At 70.2% G+C, this 17655-nt stretch carries 16 protein-coding genes; 9 read left to right on the forward strand and 7 right to left on the reverse strand.

Annotated features, from left to right (window positions below; genetic code table 11):
* Positions 1–83: 83 nt before the first annotated feature.
* The 3 genes from H9Y04_RS04410 (at position 84) to tyrS (ending at position 4489) form a co-directional block, all read left to right on the forward strand.
* Positions 84–1616: a TldD/PmbA family protein gene (locus H9Y04_RS04410; RefSeq protein WP_187812328.1), complete on the forward strand. Its 1533-nt coding sequence runs from the start codon at positions 84–86 to the stop codon at positions 1614–1616.
* Complete coding sequence (locus H9Y04_RS04415; RefSeq protein ID WP_187812329.1) at positions 1613–3016, forward strand: TldD/PmbA family protein; 1404 nt, start codon at positions 1613–1615, stop codon at positions 3014–3016. Before H9Y04_RS04410 ends, H9Y04_RS04415 begins: the two co-directional genes overlap by 4 nt.
* Before the next feature lie 204 nt (positions 3017–3220).
* The gene (gene tyrS / locus H9Y04_RS04420; protein ID WP_187812330.1) at positions 3221–4489 is read left to right on the forward strand and encodes a tyrosine--tRNA ligase; all 1269 of its coding nucleotides are present in this window, start codon (positions 3221–3223) and stop codon (positions 4487–4489) included.
* A gap of 62 nt (positions 4490–4551) precedes the next feature.
* Here tyrS and H9Y04_RS04425 read toward each other — a convergent pair whose 3' ends face one another.
* On the reverse strand, positions 4552–4830 hold the full coding sequence (locus H9Y04_RS04425) for a GlsB/YeaQ/YmgE family stress response membrane protein (protein ID WP_187812331.1): 279 nt from the start codon (positions 4828–4830) through the stop codon (positions 4552–4554).
* 214 nt (positions 4831–5044) lie between these two features.
* Between H9Y04_RS04425 and H9Y04_RS04430 the strand changes: the two genes are divergently transcribed.
* A complete protein-coding gene (locus H9Y04_RS04430; protein ID WP_187812332.1) occupies positions 5045–5428 on the forward strand; it encodes a DUF3099 domain-containing protein in 384 nt (127 codons plus the stop codon).
* Positions 5429–5615: 187 nt separating this feature from the next.
* On the forward strand, positions 5616–5852 hold the full coding sequence (locus H9Y04_RS04435) for a hypothetical protein (protein WP_187812333.1): 237 nt from the start codon (positions 5616–5618) through the stop codon (positions 5850–5852).
* Positions 5853–5944: 92 nt separating this feature from the next.
* Here the strand turns inward: H9Y04_RS04435 and moaA are convergent, their stop codons facing one another.
* The 3 genes from moaA to H9Y04_RS04450 form a co-directional block, all read right to left on the reverse strand.
* A complete protein-coding gene (gene moaA, locus H9Y04_RS04440; protein WP_308800859.1) occupies positions 5945–6937 on the reverse strand; it encodes a GTP 3',8-cyclase MoaA in 993 nt (330 codons plus the stop codon).
* Positions 6938–7101: 164 nt separating this feature from the next.
* Positions 7102–8721 (reverse strand): monocarboxylic acid transporter, encoded by a 1620-nt coding sequence (locus H9Y04_RS04445; protein WP_187812335.1) that lies wholly within the window; start codon positions 8719–8721, stop codon positions 7102–7104.
* The gene (locus H9Y04_RS04450) at positions 8718–9080 is read right to left on the reverse strand and encodes a DUF485 domain-containing protein (RefSeq protein WP_187812336.1); all 363 of its coding nucleotides are present in this window, start codon (positions 9078–9080) and stop codon (positions 8718–8720) included. The genes H9Y04_RS04445 and H9Y04_RS04450 overlap by 4 nt, the downstream gene beginning before the upstream one ends.
* Before the next feature lie 351 nt (positions 9081–9431).
* Here H9Y04_RS04450 and H9Y04_RS04455 point away from each other — a divergent pair, with 351 nt between their 5' ends.
* The 4 genes from H9Y04_RS04455 to H9Y04_RS04470 all read left to right on the forward strand — a co-directional run bounded on the left by H9Y04_RS04455 (position 9432) and on the right by H9Y04_RS04470 (position 14926).
* Positions 9432–10961, forward strand: a complete 1530-nt coding sequence (locus H9Y04_RS04455; RefSeq protein WP_187812337.1) for a S8 family serine peptidase — start codon at positions 9432–9434, stop codon at positions 10959–10961.
* A 92-nt stretch (positions 10962–11053) separates the two neighbouring features.
* Entirely contained in the window at positions 11054–12379 is a 1326-nt protein-coding gene (locus H9Y04_RS04460; RefSeq protein WP_438818072.1) for a CoA transferase, read from the forward strand.
* Positions 12380–12500: 121 nt separating this feature from the next.
* Complete coding sequence (locus H9Y04_RS04465) at positions 12501–13742, forward strand: cytochrome P450 family protein (protein ID WP_214660862.1); 1242 nt, start codon at positions 12501–12503, stop codon at positions 13740–13742.
* Between the two features lie 125 nt (positions 13743–13867).
* The gene (locus H9Y04_RS04470; RefSeq protein ID WP_187812339.1) at positions 13868–14926 is read left to right on the forward strand and encodes a CopD family protein; all 1059 of its coding nucleotides are present in this window, start codon (positions 13868–13870) and stop codon (positions 14924–14926) included.
* Positions 14927–14929: 3 nt separating this feature from the next.
* Here the strand turns inward: H9Y04_RS04470 and H9Y04_RS04475 are convergent, their stop codons facing one another.
* The 3 genes from H9Y04_RS04475 to H9Y04_RS04485 are packed head-to-tail and all read right to left on the reverse strand — an operon-like array spanning position 14930 to position 17586.
* Entirely contained in the window at positions 14930–15973 is a 1044-nt protein-coding gene (locus tag H9Y04_RS04475; RefSeq protein WP_187812340.1) for a zinc-dependent alcohol dehydrogenase family protein, read from the reverse strand.
* 45 nt (positions 15974–16018) lie between these two features.
* Positions 16019–16690, reverse strand: coding sequence for a lysoplasmalogenase (locus H9Y04_RS04480; RefSeq protein WP_187812341.1), 672 nt, complete (start codon positions 16688–16690; stop codon positions 16019–16021).
* A complete protein-coding gene (locus tag H9Y04_RS04485; RefSeq protein WP_187812342.1) occupies positions 16687–17586 on the reverse strand; it encodes a sterol desaturase family protein in 900 nt (299 codons plus the stop codon). The genes H9Y04_RS04480 and H9Y04_RS04485 overlap by 4 nt, the downstream gene beginning before the upstream one ends.
* Positions 17587–17655: the final 69 nt, after the last annotated feature.

Here is a 17655-nt window from a genome sequence, read left to right on the forward strand (position 1 = left end):
GCCCGCCGCGGTTACGGAGAATCGGTCACCCACAGTGGCTCGGAGCAGTCCCTGTCGGGTCCCTACAGAAAGCTGGTGCCGAAGTGCCGCAAGCACATCACGCTCTCGACGCGACCTTTACCGCACTTCCCCTGCGCGCGCTCGCCGACGCCGCCCTCGCCCGGGCCCGTGCGCTCGGCGCCGAGCACGCCGACTTCCGCTTCGAGCGGGTGCGCAGCGCCGCCTGGCGGCTCAGGGACGCCAAGCCCTCCGGATCGTCGGACACGACAGATCTGGGTTATGCCGTACGGGTGGTGCACGGCGGCAGCTGGGGCTTCGCCTCCGGGGTCGATCTGACGATGGACGCGGCCGCGAAGGTGGCCTCGCAGGCGGTGGCGATGGCCAAGCTGTCGGCGCAGGTGATCAAGGCGGCGGGGTCGGACGAGCGGGTGGAGCTGGCGGACGAGCCCGTCCATGCCGACAGGGAGTGGATCTCCTCGTACGAGATCAATCCCTTCGATGTGCCGGACACGGAGAAGACCGCGCTCCTGAGCGACTGGAGTGCGCGGCTGCTCGGTGCCGAGGGCGTGGCGCATGTGGATGCCTCGCTCCTGACCGTGCAGGAGAACAAGTTCTACGCGGACACCGCGGGCACCGTCACCACCCAGCAGCGCGTACGGCTGCATCCGCAGCTGACCGCGGTGGCCGTGGACGAGCGGACCGGGGAGTTCGACTCGATGCGCACCATCGCGCCGCCGGTGGGGCGCGGCTGGGAGTACCTCGGCAAGGAGGTGTGGGACTGGGACAAGGAGCTGGCGCAGATCCCGGAGTTCCTGGCCGAGAAGATGCGGGCGCCGAGCGTCGAGGCGGGACGCTATGACCTCGTCGTGGATCCGTCCAATCTGTGGCTGACCATCCATGAGTCGATCGGGCACGCCACCGAGCTGGACCGGGCGCTCGGTTACGAGGCGGCGTACGCGGGCACGTCGTTCGCCACGTTCGACCAGCTCGACACCTTGGAGTACGGCTCGTCGATCATGAACGTGACCGGGGACAGGACCGCCGAGCACGGGCTCGCGACCATCGGATACGACGACGAGGGCGTGGCCGGGCAGTCCTGGGATCTGGTGAAGGACGGCACGCTGGTCGGCTACCAGCTGGACCGCCGGATCGCGAAGCTCACCGGCTTCGAGCGGTCCAACGGATGCGCCTACGCGGACTCCCCCTCGCATGTACCGGTGCAGCGGATGGCGAATGTGTCGCTGCAGCCCGCGCCCGAGGGGCCCTCCACGGACGAGCTGATCGCAGGGGTCGAGCGCGGGATCTATGTGGTCGGTGACCGCTCCTGGTCGATCGACATGCAGCGCTACAACTTCCAGTTCACCGGCCAGCGCTTCTTCAGGATCGAGAACGGCCGGCTCGCGGGCCAGCTCCGCGACGTGGCGTACCAGGCGACGACCACCGACTTCTGGGGCTCGATGGCGGCGGTCGGCGGGCCCGACACGTATGTGCTCGGCGGCGCCTTCAACTGCGGCAAGGCCCAGCCGGGTCAGGTGGCGGCGGTCTCGCACGGCTGCCCGTCGGCGCTCTTCCAGAACGTGAACATCCTCAACACCACCCAGGAGGCGGGCCGATGAGCTCTCGTACGAACCGTGTGACCAAGCCCCACGAGATCGTCGAGCGGGCCCTCGAACTGTCCACCGCCGACGGGTGCGTGGTGATCGCCGACGAGGAGTCGAGCGCCAATCTGCGCTGGGCGGGCAACGCGCTGACCACCAACGGCGTCACCCGCGGCCGCACACTGACCGTGATCGCCACCGTGGACGGCAAGGAGGGCACGGCCTCGGGCGTGGTCTCGCGCTCGGCCGTCACCGCCGACGATCTCGCCGATCTCGTACGGGCCGCCGAGACGGCCGCGCGCGAGGGCGAACCCGCAGAGGACGCACAGGAGTTGGTGACCGGCACCCCCGCGTCGCCGGACTTCTCCGACTCCCCCGCCGAGACCTCATCGGCCGTCTTCGCCGACTTCGCCCCCGCACTCGGCGAGGCCTTCGCTCGCGCCCGCGCCGGCGGGCGCGAGCTGTACGGCTTCGCCCACCACGAGATGACCTCGACCTATGTCGGTACGTCGACAGGGCTGCGGCTGCGGCACGACCAGCCCAACGGCACCCTGGAGGTGAACGCCAAGTCCCCGGACCGTACGCGTTCGGCCTGGGCCGGACGCTCGACGCGGGACTTCAAGGACGTGGACCCGGGTGCGCTGGACGCCGAGCTCGCCCAGCGCCTCGGCTGGGCCGAACGCCGCGTCGAACTGCCGGCCGGGCGCTACGAGACGCTCCTGCCGCCGACCGCCGTGGCGGATCTGCTGATCTACCAGTACTGGTCGGCCGCGGGCCGGGACGCCGTCGAGGGCCGCACCGTCTTCTCCAAGCCCGGCGGCGGTACGCGGGTCGGCGAGCGGCTCAGCGAGCTGCCCCTGACGCTGCGCAGCGACCCGGGCGAGCCCGGTCTGGAGTCCGCGCCTTTCGTGATCGCGCACGCCTCGGGCGACACCTCGTCGGTCTTCGACAACGGCCTGCCGATCGCGCCCACGGAGTGGATCCGCGAGGGCGAGCTGGCACATCTGCTCACCACCCGGCACAGCGCGGGCCTGACGGGTCTGCCGCTCGCGCCCGACATCGACAATCTGATCCTGGAGGGCGGCGGCGAGCAGTCCCTGGACGAGATGGTCGCGGCCACCGAGCGCGGGCTGCTCCTGACCTGCCTCTGGTACATCCGCGAGGTCGACCCGGCGACGCTGCTGCTCACCGGGCTCACCCGGGACGGGGTGTATCTCGTCGAGAACGGCGAGGTGGTCGGCGAGGTGAACAACTTCCGGTTCAACGAGTCGCCGGTCGACCTGCTCGGCCGCGCGACGGAGGCGGGCCGCACGGAGAAGACGCTGCCGCGCGAGTGGGGCGACTACTTCACCCGGGCAGCGATGCCGGCGCTGCGCATCCCGGACTTCAACATGAGCTCGGTCAGTCAGGGGGTGTGAGCCGGGAGGGAGAGGGCCGGGACGGAGGGGCCGGGGTTGCCGCATGCGGCGGCGGCCCGGCCCCTCCGCGGGGGGGCTCCACTGTTGCCGCATGATCTTGCGGGCTGGAATGCGTTCGGCCGGCGCACCCCCGCCCCCATAGACTGGACGCGCGCCTGCGGCTGACCGTGGGTGCTTCGACCACTCCCGAGGAGACCCACGATCGTGACGGACATCGTCGACGAGCTGAAGTGGCGCGGCCTTTTCGCCCAGTCCACTGACGAAGACGCCCTGCGCAAGGCGCTCGCGGACGGCCCTGTCACGTATTACTGCGGCTTCGACCCGACCGCGGCGAGCCTGCACGTGGGCCACCTCGTCCAGGTCCTCACCCTGCGCCGGCTGCAGCAGGCCGGCCACAAGCCGCTGGCCCTCGTGGGCGGCGCGACCGGCCAGATCGGCGACCCGCGGCCGACCGCGGAGCGCACTCTGAACGACCCCGAGGTCATCGCCGAGTGGGTCCAGCGCCTGCGCTCGCAGATCGAGCCGTTCCTGTCCTTCGAGGGCGAGAACGCGGCGCAGATGGTGAACAACCTGGACTGGACCGCGGGCATGTCCGCGATCGAGTTCCTGCGCGACATCGGCAAGCACTTCCGCGTCAACAAGATGCTCACCAAGGACTCGGTGGCCCGCCGCCTGGAGTCCCAGGAGGGCATCAGCTACACGGAGTTCAGCTACCAGCTGCTCCAGGGCATGGACTTCCTGGAGCTGTACCGGCGCCACGGCTGTGTCATCCAGCAGGGCGGCTCGGACCAGTGGGGCAACCTGACGGCCGGCATCGACCTGATCCACCGGCTGCACCCCGAGGCGCAGGTGCACTGCTACTCGACGCCGCTGATGGTGAAGTCCGACGGCACCAAGTTCGGCAAGTCCGAGGGCGGGGCCATCTGGCTCGACCCGGAGATGACCACGCCGTACGCGTTCTACCAGTTCTGGCTGAACACGGACGACCGTGACATCTCCACGTACATGCGCATCCTGTCCTTCAAGTCCCGCGAGGAGCTCGAAGAGCTGGAGAAGCTGACCGAGGAGCGGCCGCAGGCCCGCACCGCCCAGCGCGCACTCGCCGAGGAGCTCACCACCCTGGTGCACGGCGCCGACCAGTGCGCCGCGGTCATCAACGCCTCCAAGGCGCTGTTCGGCCAGGGCGACCTCGCCGACCTGGACGAGACGACGCTGGCCGCCGCCCTGTCCGAGCTGCCGCGTGCCGAGGTGACCGAGCTGGGCCTGGTCACGGACCTGTTCGCCGAGGTCGGCCTGGTCGCGTCCAAGTCGGCCGCGCGCCGCACCGTGAAGGAGGGCGGCGCGTACGTGAACAACGTCAAGGTCGCCGCCGAGGACGCGGTGGCCACCGAGGCCGAGCTGCTGCACGGCCGCTGGCTGGTGCTGCGGCGCGGCAAGAAGAACCTGGCCGCGATCGAGGTCGTCGCCGGCTGACCGTACGTACGACGAAGAGGGGCCGGTCCGTGCGGACCGGCCCCTCTTTCATCTGTGCGGACTCAGGTGGTTTCTCTGCTGCCGCCCTTGACCGCCTTGTAGATCATGTCTCCCAGGAAGACCAGCACGACCGCGGCCGCGATCTGCAGCGCGTGACGGCCCCAGTCGACACCCTTGGTCTCGTCGATGCCGAAGCCGGCGGCGAGAGAGTTGCCGACCACACCGCCGATGATGCCGAGGATCGTGGTCATCCACAGCGGCATGTGCTGCTTTCCGGGCAGGATCGCCTTTGCCAGGAGACCCAGGACAAAACCCACAATGATCGCCCACAACCAGCCCATGACCGCCTCCTCATATGCGCACGGGTGAGCAGTACCGCCAGTCTCCGCCCCTCGGCCATACGGCGCATGTCGGGCACGTCCATACGTGGTACGGCGCAGCACATACGCCCAGACCGGGGCCGACCCGGTCTCGAATGCGGCGCAGGCCCGGCGTACCGTGGAGGCGTGTCCGGTCCGGGGAGAGTCCGGCAGTCCGAGCGGGTGGTGGAACGTGATGCGGAAGCAGCACACAGGGGGCGGGGCCGAGGTCTTCCGGATCACCGGGGCACGGCAGTCGCTCGCGGACGATGTGCGCGGCAGGCAGCGGCGCTATGTCATCTCCATGTCGATCCGCACTCTTTCGGTGATTCTCGCGGCCGTGCTGTGGAACGTGGAGCGGCATGTGGCGATCGTCGCGCTCGCGGCCGGTGTGCTGCTCCCCTATATCGCGGTCGTGATCGCCAACGCAGGGCGAGAGAACGCCCCTTCGCTGCCCTCGACCTATGTCCCGGCCCCCGTACGCCCGATGCTGCCGGCGCCCGGCGCACCCGAACCGGCGGAATCCGTCCCGGAATCCGCCGCGGGTGAGGCGCGGGACGGATCGGGCGGGCGGACCTGACCTGCACCGGTCTGCAAAGCTCAAGAAAAGCTCAGATCAATCATGTAGTTCCGGTGCACCGCACGGGGTCACGCGTGACATACTTCGTACGCGCTCCGCATCCCCCGTCGGAGCGACGGACCGACGCCGGGCAGCTCCCCCCGTGGCTGCTCGGCGTCGCCTTTTCCGCAGCGTTTAGGGTTGAGGAGTGATCCTCCCCGAACCTTCCACAGACACCCCGCAGTGCTCCGCCAAGGGCTGCCGGACCGATGCGGTCTGGGTCCTCGCCTGGAACAACCCGAAGCTGCACACTCCGGAGCGTCGCAAGACATGGCTGGCGTGCGAGGAGCACCGCGAGCACCTGTCCCAATTCCTGGGCGTACGAGGGTTCTTGAAGGATGTCGTCCGGCTGGCCGACTGGGACGCGGCGCAGGAACGGTCCTGAGGCAGACGACCCTGGGGCTCAGGGCCTGAGGTATACGGAGAAGGGCCCCGCCGACGTGCCGGCGGGGCCCTTCTCGTACGACGGGAGGAAGCTCAGCCGCCGATCGCCGACATGGGGCGGGCGGGCTGCAGGAAGGTGGGGTCGTCAAGGCCGGAACCGGCCTTCTTGCCCCACATCGCGAGCTTCCACAGGCGGGCCACCTCTTCGTCCGAGGAGTCCTCGGCGCGCAGGGCCGCCCGCAGGTCGGTCTCCTCGGTGGCGAACAGGCAGGTGCGGACCTGGCCGTCGGCCGTCAGGCGCGTACGGTCGCAGGCGCGGCAGAACGGGCGCGTGACGGAGGCGATCACACCGACCGTGTGCCGGCCGCCGTCGACGATCCAGCGCTCGGCCGGGGCGGAGCCGCGCTCCTCCTGGCCCTCCTCGGTGAGGGTGAAGCGGGTGCGCAGCGACTCCAGGATGTCACCGGCGGTGATCATGCCGTCGCGCTTCCAGCCGTGCTGGGCGTCGAGCGGCATCTGCTCGATGAAGCGGAGCTCGTAATCGTTCTCCATCGCCCAGGCGAGGAGGTCAGGGGCCTCGTCGTCATTGAGGCCCGGCATCAGGACCGCATTGACCTTGACCGGGGTGAGGCCTGCGTCGCGGGCCGCGGCCATGCCGTCGAGGACGTCCTGGTGGCGGTCACGGCGGGTGAGGGTCTTGAAGACGTCGGGGCGCAGGGTGTCCAGCGAGACGTTCACCCGGTCCAGGCCCGCCGCCTTGAGGGCGGTGGCGGTGCGCTTGAGACCGATGCCATTGGTGGTCAGCGACATCTTGGGGCGCGGCTCCAGAGCCGCGACGCGCTCGACGATGCCGACGATCCCGGGGCGGAGCAGCGGCTCGCCGCCGGTGAAGCGGACCTCTTCGATGCCGAGCTGCGTGACGGCGATACGGATCAGCCGGACGATCTCGTCGTCGGTGAGCAGATCGGGCTTGGCCAGCCACTGCAGTCCCTCTTCGGGCATGCAGTAGGTGCACCGCAGATTGCACCGGTCGGTCAGTGAGACCCGCAGATCGGTGGCCACGCGGCCGAACGTGTCGATGAGCACCTGGCCCCCTCCTCGGCGAATCGGCGACATCAGAGAATGCTTCTCTGCTGAAAGCCTACGCGAGGGGTCGGACACACATCAGGGTGTTGATCGCACAGCTACGGCCACGGCCGCGTCGTAGGTCTCTACGACGCGGCCGCGAGCGGGGGCGTGTCCCTGGTGCCTCAGTGGGCGCCGGTACCGGTGAGCGAGCGGACCTCGAGCTCCGCGTACTTGCCGGTGTCGGGCTCCTCCTTGGACAGGACCGTGCCGAGCCAGCCCATCAGGAAGCCGAACGGGATGGAGATCAGGCCCGGGTTCTTCAGCGGGAACCAGGCGAAGTCCACGCTCGGGAACATCGCCTTCGGGTCGCCCGAGACGACCGGCGAGAAGAGCACCAGACCGACGGCCACGATCAGACCGCCGTAGATCGACCACAGCGCGCCCTGGGTGGTGAAGCGCTTCCAGAACAGGCTGTAGAGGATCGTCGGCAGGTTGGCCGACGCGGCGACCGCGAAGGCGAGGGCGACGAGGCCGGCGACGTTGAGGTCGCGGGCCATGGCGCCGAGCAGGATGGACACCGCACCGATGCCGATGGTGGCCAGGCGCGCGGCGCGCATCTCCTCCTTCTCGGTGGCCTTGCCCCGCCGGATCACGTTCGCGTAGATGTCGTGCGCGAACGAGGACGAGGACGCCAGGGTGAGACCCGCGACCACGGCCAGGATGGTGGCGAAGGCGACCGCGGAGATCACCGCGAGCAGGATCGCGCCCCAGGCGGAATCCACGCCGCCGATGTGCAGGGCGAGCAGCGGTGCGGCCGTGTTGCCGGACGGGTTGGACGCGATGATCTCGTCCTGCGAGATCAGCGCCGCCGCGCCGAAGCCGAGCGCGATGGTCATCAGGTAGAAGCCGCCGATGATGCCGATCGCCCAGTTCACGGACTTACGGGCGGCCTTGGCGTTGGGCACCGTGTAGAAGCGGATCAGGATGTGCGGCAGGCCCGCGGTGCCGAGCACCAGGGCGATGCCGAGCGAGATGAAGTCCAGCTTCGTGGTGGCGGTCGCGCCGTACTGCAGACCGGGCTCCAGGAACGCCGCGCCCTTGCCGCTGTTCTCGGCGGCGGTGCCGAGCAGGTCGGAGATGTTGAAGTTGAACTTGAGCAGCACAAGGAAGGTGATCAGGAGCGTGCCGCCGATGAGCAGCACGGCCTTGACCATCTGGACCCAGGTGGTGCCCTTCATGCCGCCGATGGAGACGTACACGATCATCAGGACGCCGACGAGCGCCACGATGGCGATCTTGCCCGCGTCCGAGGTGATGCCGAGCAGCAGCGAGACGAGGACGCCCGCGCCCGCCATCTGCGCGAGCAGATAGAAGATCGAGACGACGATCGTCGAGGTGCCCGCGGCCGTCCGCACGGGGCGCTGGCGCATGCGGTACGCGAGGACGTCGCCCATCGTGTAGCGGCCTGAGTTGCGCAGCGGCTCGGCGACGAGGAGCAGCGCCACCAGCCACGCGACGAGGAAGCCGATCGAGTACAGGAAGCCGTCGTAGCCGAACAGCGCGATGGCGCCCGCGATACCGAGGAACGACGCGGCCGACATGTAGTCGCCGGAGACCGCGAGACCGTTCTGGAACGCGCTGAAGGAACGCCCGCCCGCGTAGAAGTCGGAGGCGTCCTTGGTCTGCTTGCCGGCCCAGATCGTGATGAAGAGCGTGGCGACGACGAAGGCCGCGAACAGCGAGATGATCAGTGGCCGGTGCTCGCTGGCCTCATTGGCCGCGAGCGTGATCATGGGGCTCATGCGCCGCCCTCCAGACGGGACTTGATCGCCTCGGCCTTGGGGTCGAGCTTCTCGGCGGCGTGCTTCGAGTACCACCAGGCGATGAGGAACGTGGTGACGAACTGGGCGATACCGAAGACGAAGGCGACATTGATGTTGCCGAAGAGCTTGGTGCCCATGAAGCCGCCCGCGTAGTTCGAGAGCAGCACGTACAGCAGGTACCAGGTGATGAAGGCGACGGTGAGCGGGAAGGCGAAGGAACGGTGCGCATGGCGCAGTTCACCGAACTCCGCACTTTCCTGAACTTCCCGGTACGCCTCGGTCGACGGCGTGACGGGCTCTGTTCCGCCCTTCGACGGCGGTGGTGCGTCGGTGGCCACGGGGACTCCTTGCGCGACGGGTGCACTGGCTGGGGACATACGACCTCGCAGGTACGGGGATCACGCGATCCGGAGGGCGACTCGGTCCTCCGTGACGTGATCCGGCAGGGGGCTGATGCTGGCTTTTCCCCCTGCCAACCGCACGGCGACGCGCGCGATGTGGTTCAACGCCCCACCCGTTGAGTCGGAAACTTTTCCGATCACTCTCCCCACCCCATTGCTCGGCCCTCGGAACGGGCTATAGCTTCACGTTCGTTGTACGCGCCAACTGCCCCGACCATTCAGGTGGTTCGTGCCATTTCGGCGCATCGGATGAAGCACCCACCCTCAAACGGATGAAGTGGAGATCCCATGACTCATCTGCGTTCCAGACGGCGTCGTCTCGTTGCGCCGCTGGGCCTGGTCCTGACCCTGGCCACGCTCGGCATCGCGCCGGCCGCCCAGGCCGCGACCCCGGCCGCCGACACTCCGGCCGCCACGACGCAGACCGGTCCGAAGCTGCCCTATGTGGTGAACACGCGGACGGACCACCGCACGATCTCCTCCGTGGAGAAGGCGATAGCCAGGGCCGGTGGCGAAATCGTCATCACGTACCGGCAGATAGGTGTGATCGTCGTCCACTCGACGAACCCCGCATTCGGCGAGCAGATACGCAAGGTGCGCGGCGTGCAGAGTGCGGGCGCGACCCGCACGGCGCCGCTCACGCCCGCGGGTATCACCCGCGAAGGCGACACCGACAAGCTCACGGCGGCCGAGGCCGCGAAGATCCGTGAGCGGGCGGGCGAGGGCCAGGAGCCGCTCGAGGCCGAACAGTGGGATCTGCGCGCGATCGGCGCGGACAAGGCCGCGAAGATCAACCCCGGCAGCTCCAAGGTCACCGTCGGCGTGATCGACACCGGCGTGGACGACACCCACCCGGACCTCGCGCCCAACTTCTCGGCCTCGCAGTCCGCGAACTGTGTCGGCGGCAAGCCCGACACCTCCCCCGGCGCCTGGCGTCCGTACCAGCCCGACCACGACCACGGCACGCATGTGGCCGGCGAGATCGCCGCCGCGCGCAACGGCATCGGTGTCGCGGGCGTGGCGCCCGGCGTGAAGGTCGCGGGCATCAAGGTCTCCGAGCCGGACAGCCAGCTCTTCTTCCCGGAGAGCGTGGTCTGCGCCTTTGTCTTCGCCGCCGACAAGGGCATCGAGATCACCAACAACAGCTACTACGTGGACCCGTGGCTGTACAACTGCATGGACGACCCCGACCAGCGGGCCATCGTCGACGCGGTCAACCGGTCCCAGCTGTACGCCCAGCGCAAGGGCACGCTCAACGTGGCGGCTGCGGGCAACTCCAACCACGACCTCGACTCCGACGCGATCGTGGACGACTCCAGCCCGGACGACGTCCCCACTCCCATCACCCGCACCATCGACCCCCACGAGTGCTTCGACATCCCGACCCAGCTGCCGGGTGTCGTGACGGTCAGCTCCGTGGGCGTGAAGGGCACCAAGTCGTACTTCTCCACGTACGGCAAGGGCGTCATCGATGTCGCGGCGCCGGGTGGTGACAAGTACCAGATCCCGGACACCCCCGAGAAGAACGGCCGCATCCTGTCGACCGTGCCGGGCGGCGGCTGGGACTACATGCAGGGCACCTCGATGGCGTCCCCGCACGCCGCGGGCGTGGCCGCACTCCTCAAGAGCGAGCACCCGTGGGCGAGCCCCGCGCAGCTGCAGGCGATGCTCAAGGCGCAGGCCGACAACCCGGGCTGCCCGACCGAGCCGTACGACGGCAACGGCGACGGTGTCGTGGACGCGTGGTGCAAGGAGGGCAAGCGCACGAACGGCTTCTACGGGGCCGGCATCGTGGACGCGCTGGATGCGGTGAACTAGGCACGGGTGCCGTGAGGTAGTCCTGTTCTATGTGCTGCGGGCCGCCCCTGGTGGGGCGGCCCGCAGTTCTTTCGTCTTCTGTGGAGGCCCGGTTGAACCCCTCGGATCCTGTCGCCCCCGTATGGCAGTTGCTGGGCGGCGATCCCGCCCTGCTGCCGCGGATCGCCCACCGGGGCGCCGGTGACGTGCTGCCCGCTCGGCTGCCCGTGCTGAGCGCCGCCCGCACCTGTGTCGCGGTGTGCGCGCTGGCGGCGGCGGAGTACGCGGGCGGCGACCGTGCGGTGACCGTCGACGACGGGGCCGTGGCCACCGCGTTCGTGAGCGAGCGGCAGCTGCGGGTCGACGGGCGGGCGCCGGAGTCCTTCGCGCCTCTGTCGCGGATGTGGCGCACGGCCGACGGCTGGGTGCGCACCCACGCCAACTACCCATGGCACCGGGCGGCGTTGCTGTCCGCGCTCGGCGCCGACGCGTCCCGGCTCGAAGCGGAGATCGCCGGGCGCACCTCCCTGGAGGTGGAGGACGCGGTGTACGCGGCGGGCGGTCTCGCGGTCGCGCTGCGGTCGCCGAAGGAGTGGGCGGCCCATGAGCAGGGTGCGGAGGTGGCCCGCCGGCCGCTGCTCGGCCTGGCCCGGACCGACGATGCTCCGGCGGTACGGGAGCCGGGCGGGCGGCCGCGCGTGCTCGACCTGACCCGGGTCATCGCGGGGCCCGTCGCCACCCGCACGCTGGGGCTGCTCGGCGCCGACGTGCTGCGCGTCGACACCCCCGAGCGGCCCGAACTGCCCGACCAGCACGCGGACACCGGCTTCGGCAAGCGTTCCGCGCTGCTCTCCCTCGACCGGGCCGCGGACCGCCGTACCTTCGAGGAACTGCTCGCCGGGGCCGATGCGGTGGTCACCGGGTACCGTCCCGGCGCGCTCGACCGTTTCGGCCTCTCCCCCGCCGCGCTCGCCGAACGGCGGCCCGGCCTCGTCGTGGCGCGGCTCTCGGCCTGGGGCGCATACGGACCGTGGGCGGAGCGCCGCGGGTTCGACTCGCTGGTGCAGGTGGCCACCGGGATCGCCGAGGCCGAGGGGACCGACGCGAAGCCGGGCGTGCTGCCCGCGCAGGCGCTCGACCACGGCACCGGCTATCTGCTCGCGGCGGGCGTGCTGCGGGCCCTCACGGAACGCCGGACGGCCGGCGGCACCTGGCAGCTGGAGTACGCGCTCGCGCAGACGGCGCACTGGCTGTGCGGGCTGCCGTCCGCCGCCGTGCCCGAAGGGACGTATGAGAGCGAGCGTCATCTGGCAGAGACGGACGGCCCGTCGGGGCGCCTGCGGTACGCCAAGTCGCCGGTGACGTACACGGGCGGGCCCGCCGACTGGACGGGCGGACCGGGGCCGTGGGGCGCCGATCCGGCGGCCTGGAGCGACTGAACGCCGATCCGGCGGCCTGGAGCGACTGAACCGGGCCAACCCCCTTCCCCGGGAAGGGAGTTGGCGGCCACCATCACCGTGTCCTGCCGCGCCTCGCATCCTTCCCGCCCCGGAGGTCACGTTGAACCAGTCCCCGTCCGCCCTCGCCATCGACCCGCTGGTCAAGGACCTCGACGGCGAGACCGCCCGGCTGCGCGCGGCCGGTCCCATCGCCCGGATCGATCTGCTCGGCGTGCCCGCGTGGACCGTCACCTCGCAGCCCGTGGCCCGGCGGCTGCTCACCGACTCCCGTCTGGTCAAGGACATCAACCAGTGGGGCCTGTTCGCCTCGGGCGAGGTCACGCACGCCTGGCCGCTGATCGGCATGGTCGACGTACCGCCCTCGATGTTCACCACGGACGGCGCCGAGCACCGGCGGCTGCGGACGAAGATCGCGCAGGCGCTGACCGCCCGCCGGGTGGAGGAGCTGCGGCCGGCGATCGAGGGGTACACCACGCGGCTCCTGGACGAGATGGCCGCGCAGGCGAAGGAGACGCCGGGCGCGACCGTGGACCTCAAGCCCGTGTTCGCCGGACCGCTGCCGATGGCCGTGGTCTGCTCGCTGATGGGCGTACCGGAGTCGGAGATACCGCGGCAGATGCGGCTGTGGAAGGCCTTCTTCTCGCTGCTCACCCCGCAGGAGGAGCGGCTCGCCGTGATGGCGGAGGTGTACGGGATCTTCCTGGACATGGTCCGCGAGAAGAAGGCCGCGCCCGGCGACGACCTCACCAGCGCACTGATCCTGGCGGACGAGGGCGGTGCGCCGATGAGCCAGGAGGAAGTGGCCGGCAATCTCCAGTCGATGATCGCGGCGGGTCACGAGACCACGATCTCGCTGATCCTCAGCGCCGTACGGGGTCTGCTCACCCATCCCGACCAGCTGGCGATGGTGCTCGACGGCCAGGTCTCCTGGGAGGCCGTGATCGAGGAGGCGCTGCGCTGGGACCCGCCTGTCACCCATCTCCTGATGCGGTTCGCGACCGAGGACATCGTGGTGGCGGAGGCGGGCGGGTTCGTGATCGAGAAGGGCGAGGGCGTGGTGATGTCGTACCGGGCCATCGGCCGCGACACGGAGTTCCACGGGCCCGACGCCGACTCCTTCGACATCACCCGGGCGGACGCCGGGCGTCACATCGCCTTCGGGCACGGTCCGCACATCTGCCCGGGCGCGGCGCTCTCGCGCCTCGAAGCGGCGATCGCGCTGCCCGCGCTGTTCGCGCGCTTCCCCGGTCTGCGGCTCGCGGTGCCGTCGCAGGAGCTGCGCAAGGCGCCGGTGCTGACGCAGAACGATCTGGAGGCGCTGCCGGTCGTTCTGGGCGTCTGACGGATCGATCATGGTGTCTTGCGGGTCGTTCCTGCTGTCCGGCAGACCATTCCCGGCGCCTGACGGACCACCAGTTCAGCGGTCGAGCGTTGCCATAATCACACTGTTTCCGTCAAAATTGATCAATGACCGTATCCCGCCCCTCCGTTGCGGCCCCCGTGGCCGAAGACAGCGACGGCAGCGTGGGACCTGACGCTCCGTCGGCCGCCGAGCGAAGATCCGCTCTGCGGCGCGGCGGGGCCGTGCTCGTCCTCGTCCTGCTGGCCGCCCTCGTGCCGCTCCTCGGCCCCGATCTCGCCCTGCACGAGTCGGGCGAGGCGGCCGCGCCCGGGATCGATCTGGTCACGCTGCTTCGTACGGTCATGTTCGGCGCCCTGTGCGTACTCGCCGGTCACACGGCCGGCGGATGGCTGACCCGCAGGGTGCCGGACGCGCCCGCGCCGCGCCCGGTGAACTGGTCGGGGCCTGCGGCCTTCCTCGGCGCGGTGGCCGCGGTGGGGCTCGCGCTGATCGTGGCCAACGGCAACATCCCGCCGGACACCCTGGCCGAGCTGCGGCCGGGCCGGCTGTGGCAGACCACGGACGGGCGGCTCGCGCTCCTCGAGGTGAACGCGTTCATCGCTGCCGGGTTCTGCGCCCAGTCCCGGCGCCCGGGCAGCGCTGCGCTGCCGCTCGCGGTGGTGGCCGCGGCGGAGGCGCTGCGGGCCCACCCCTCCATCGGTCCCGAGGAGGATCCGCTGGTCGGCAGCGCGCTGACCTTCGTGCACCTGAGCTCGGCCGCGCTCTGGGCCGGCGGCCTCCTGTGGGTGCTGCGCACGATGCGGCTCTGGCGGGCGTGGCCCCGTCCCGCGGCCGCGCTGCTCGGGCTGTACGCGCGGGTGGCGGCGGTGCTGTTCGCCGCGATCACGGCGTCGGGGATCTGCTCGACGCTGCGCAAGCTGCCGCTCGACTCGGTGTTCGACACCGCCTACGGGCGGGTGCTGTTCGCGAAGCTGCTGCTCGTGGTGGTGATCGCGGTGCTCGCCGTGCTGGCTCGCGCACGGCTGAAGCGTGGCGGCGATCCGTGGTCGGCGATGGTGCCGGCCCGCGCCGAGGTGGTGGTCCTCGGCGCGGTCGTGGCGGTGTCGGCGTTGCTCACTGCGGTGCCCGCGCCCATTTGGTGGGACAGGCCTCTGTGGGGCTGAGCCCTACGGCTTGACCATCACCTTCAGCGCCGTACGCGCGTCCATCGCCTTGTAGCCCTCCGGGACCTCGTCCAGACCGACCGTGAGGTCGAAGACCGGGGACGGGTCGATCGTGCCCGCGAGCACGTCCGGCAGAAGTTCCGGAATGTACGTGCGGACCGGGGCGACGCCGCCGCGCAGCGCGATGTTGCGGTCGAACATGACGCCGAGGTCGAGGCCCGTGCCGCTGCCGTGCGGGACGCCGACGAAGCCGATCGCACCACCGTCGCGGGTGATGTTCACGGCCGTCTTCATCGACTGCTCGGTGCCGACCGCCTCGACGACACAGTGCGCGCCCTGGCCGCGCGTGAGCGCACGTACCGCCTCGACGGCCTCCTCGCCGCGCTCGGCGACCACGTCGGTGGCGCCGAACTTCCGGGCGATGTCGGTCCGCACCTGATGGCGGCCGAGCGCGATGATCCGCTCGGCGCCGAGCCGCTTCGCGGCGAGCACCGCGCACAGGCCGACGGCGCCGTCACCGACGACCGCGACGGTGGAGCCCTCGCGGACACCGGCGCCGAGCACCGCGTGGTGACCGGTGCCCATCACGTCCGAGAGCGTGAGCAGCGCCGAGAGCAGGTGGTCGTCGGAGGCCGCGTCGGCGGGCAGCTGCACGAGGGTGCCGTCGGCGTGCGGGACGCGCACGGCCTCGCCCTGGCCGCCGTCGTGCCCGACCGCGCCCCAGAAACCGCCGTGCTCGCAGGAGGTGGTCAGACCCTCTGTGCAGTAGTCACAGGTGCCGTCGGACCACATGAACGGGGCGACGACCAGGTCACCGGCCTTGAACCCGCGGACGTCGGAGCCGGTCTCCTCGACGATGCCGAGGAACTCGTGCCCGATCCGCTGCCCCTTCTGCCGCGCGGCCTCACCGCGGTACGCCCACAGGTCGCTGCCGCAGATGCAGGCCCGCAGGACGCGCAGGACCGCGTCCGTGGGCTCCTGGATCCTCGGGTCCGGCACCTCCTCCACACGCATGTCGTACGGGGCGTGGATGGTGGTGGCGCGCATGGCGGTGTTCCTTCGGGTGTACGGGGTGAAACGGACGCGTCCGCGTCAGACGGCCGCGCGGCTCTCACCGTACGCCGTGCCCGGTGCCTTCTGCGCGTCGATACGGGTCAGCACACCCCTGACCAGGAGCGCCTGCGCCGCCGCGTACGTGAGCATGATCCAGAAGTCGGGGCGCGGCAGCTGGGGCCAGTCGGCGATGCCGGTGGCGATCAGGGTGTCCGAGAGCAGGAAGAGCGCACCGCCGACCCCGGCGACGGCGCCCATCCGCGCGGCCCTGAAGGCCATCGCCGTGAGCAGCAGGCTGTACGCGACGACCGGGATGCGCAGTTCGGAAGGGAGGTCGGGCCACAGCATGGGCAGGGTGGCGACGAGGACCACGCTGTACGTGGCGAGCAGGAAGTCGGCGCGCTCACCGCGCCGTCCGTGGCGGGCGAAGAGCACGAGATAGCAGACATGCCCGAGAGCGAAGCCGCCCATCCCGGCGAGGAAGGCCGCGTCGGCGTCGAACATCAGGAGCACATCGCCGCACCAGCCGAAGAACAGTGCGACGAGCAGGAGCCGCGGTGCGCCCCGCACCACCGCGTACGCCGCGAGCAGCGGCATGAGCAGGGGCTTGCAGACCGTGTGGCCGAGGTCCCAGCCGGCGAGCAGGGAGACCAGGTCACCGGCGAGCGCGACGCCGAAGGCCGTCGCGAAGACCACCGAAGGGCGCCTCACGCGACGCGCTCCTGTGCCGCGTCGGCAGCGGCCGCAGGCACGGACGGGGTCACAGGAGCGGCGGCGGTCTCGGGCTGCCAGCCCGGCCCCCGGAAGACCCGCCCCGCCCGCTCACGCCAACTCCGCGCCGCCTTCAGGTCCTTGGCGATGGAGACGTACTCGTGGGTGGCGACCTTCAGTGGGTTGTACGTCTCGATGTTCTTGGTCAGACCGAAGACGCAGCGCTCGGTCTCCGGCACGAACGAGCCGAACATCCGGTCCCAGACGATCAGGATCCCGCCGAAGTTCCGGTCCAGGTAGCCGCCCTGGGAGGCGTGGTGGACGCGGTGGTGGGACGGGGTGTTGAAGACGAACTCGTACCAGCGGGGCATCCGGTCGATGCGCTCGGTGTGGATCCAGAACTGGTAGACGAGGTTCGCCGAGGAGCAGAACGCGAGCGCGGCCGGGTGCACACCGCAGGCGATCAGCGGCAGATAGAACGGCCAGGACGTGACGGAGGTCCACGGCTGCCGCAAGGCCGTGGAGAGGTTGAACTTGCGGCTGGAGTGGTGGACCACGTGGCAGGCCCACAGGATGCGGATGACGTGGTGGCCGCGGTGGGACCAGTAGTAGAAGAAGTCCTGCGCGAGCAGCATCAGCGGCACCGTCCACCACAGGACGGGCACGCGGGCGGGCGTGAGCTCGTACACCGCGGTGTAGATCGCGACGACCGGGATCTTCCACAGGAAGTCGAAGCCCAGGCTGCCGAGCCCCATGGTGATGCTGGTGGCGGCGTCCTTGGTCTCGTATCCGGCGGCGTCCTCGTCGGGATGCAGCCGTACGCTCACGATCTCGATGACCGTGAGCAGGATGAAGGCGGGTATGGACCACAGCACCACGTCGGGCAGGTTCGGCATGAGAGCACGGTAAGGGTGCTGGTCGGGGCGGGGCTAGGGGTTGTTACCGACAAGTATTACCGGGGGTAG

The sequence above is a fragment of the Streptomyces polyasparticus genome (assembly GCF_014493765.1).
Lineage (GTDB): Bacteria > Actinomycetota > Actinomycetes > Streptomycetales > Streptomycetaceae > Streptomyces > Streptomyces polyasparticus.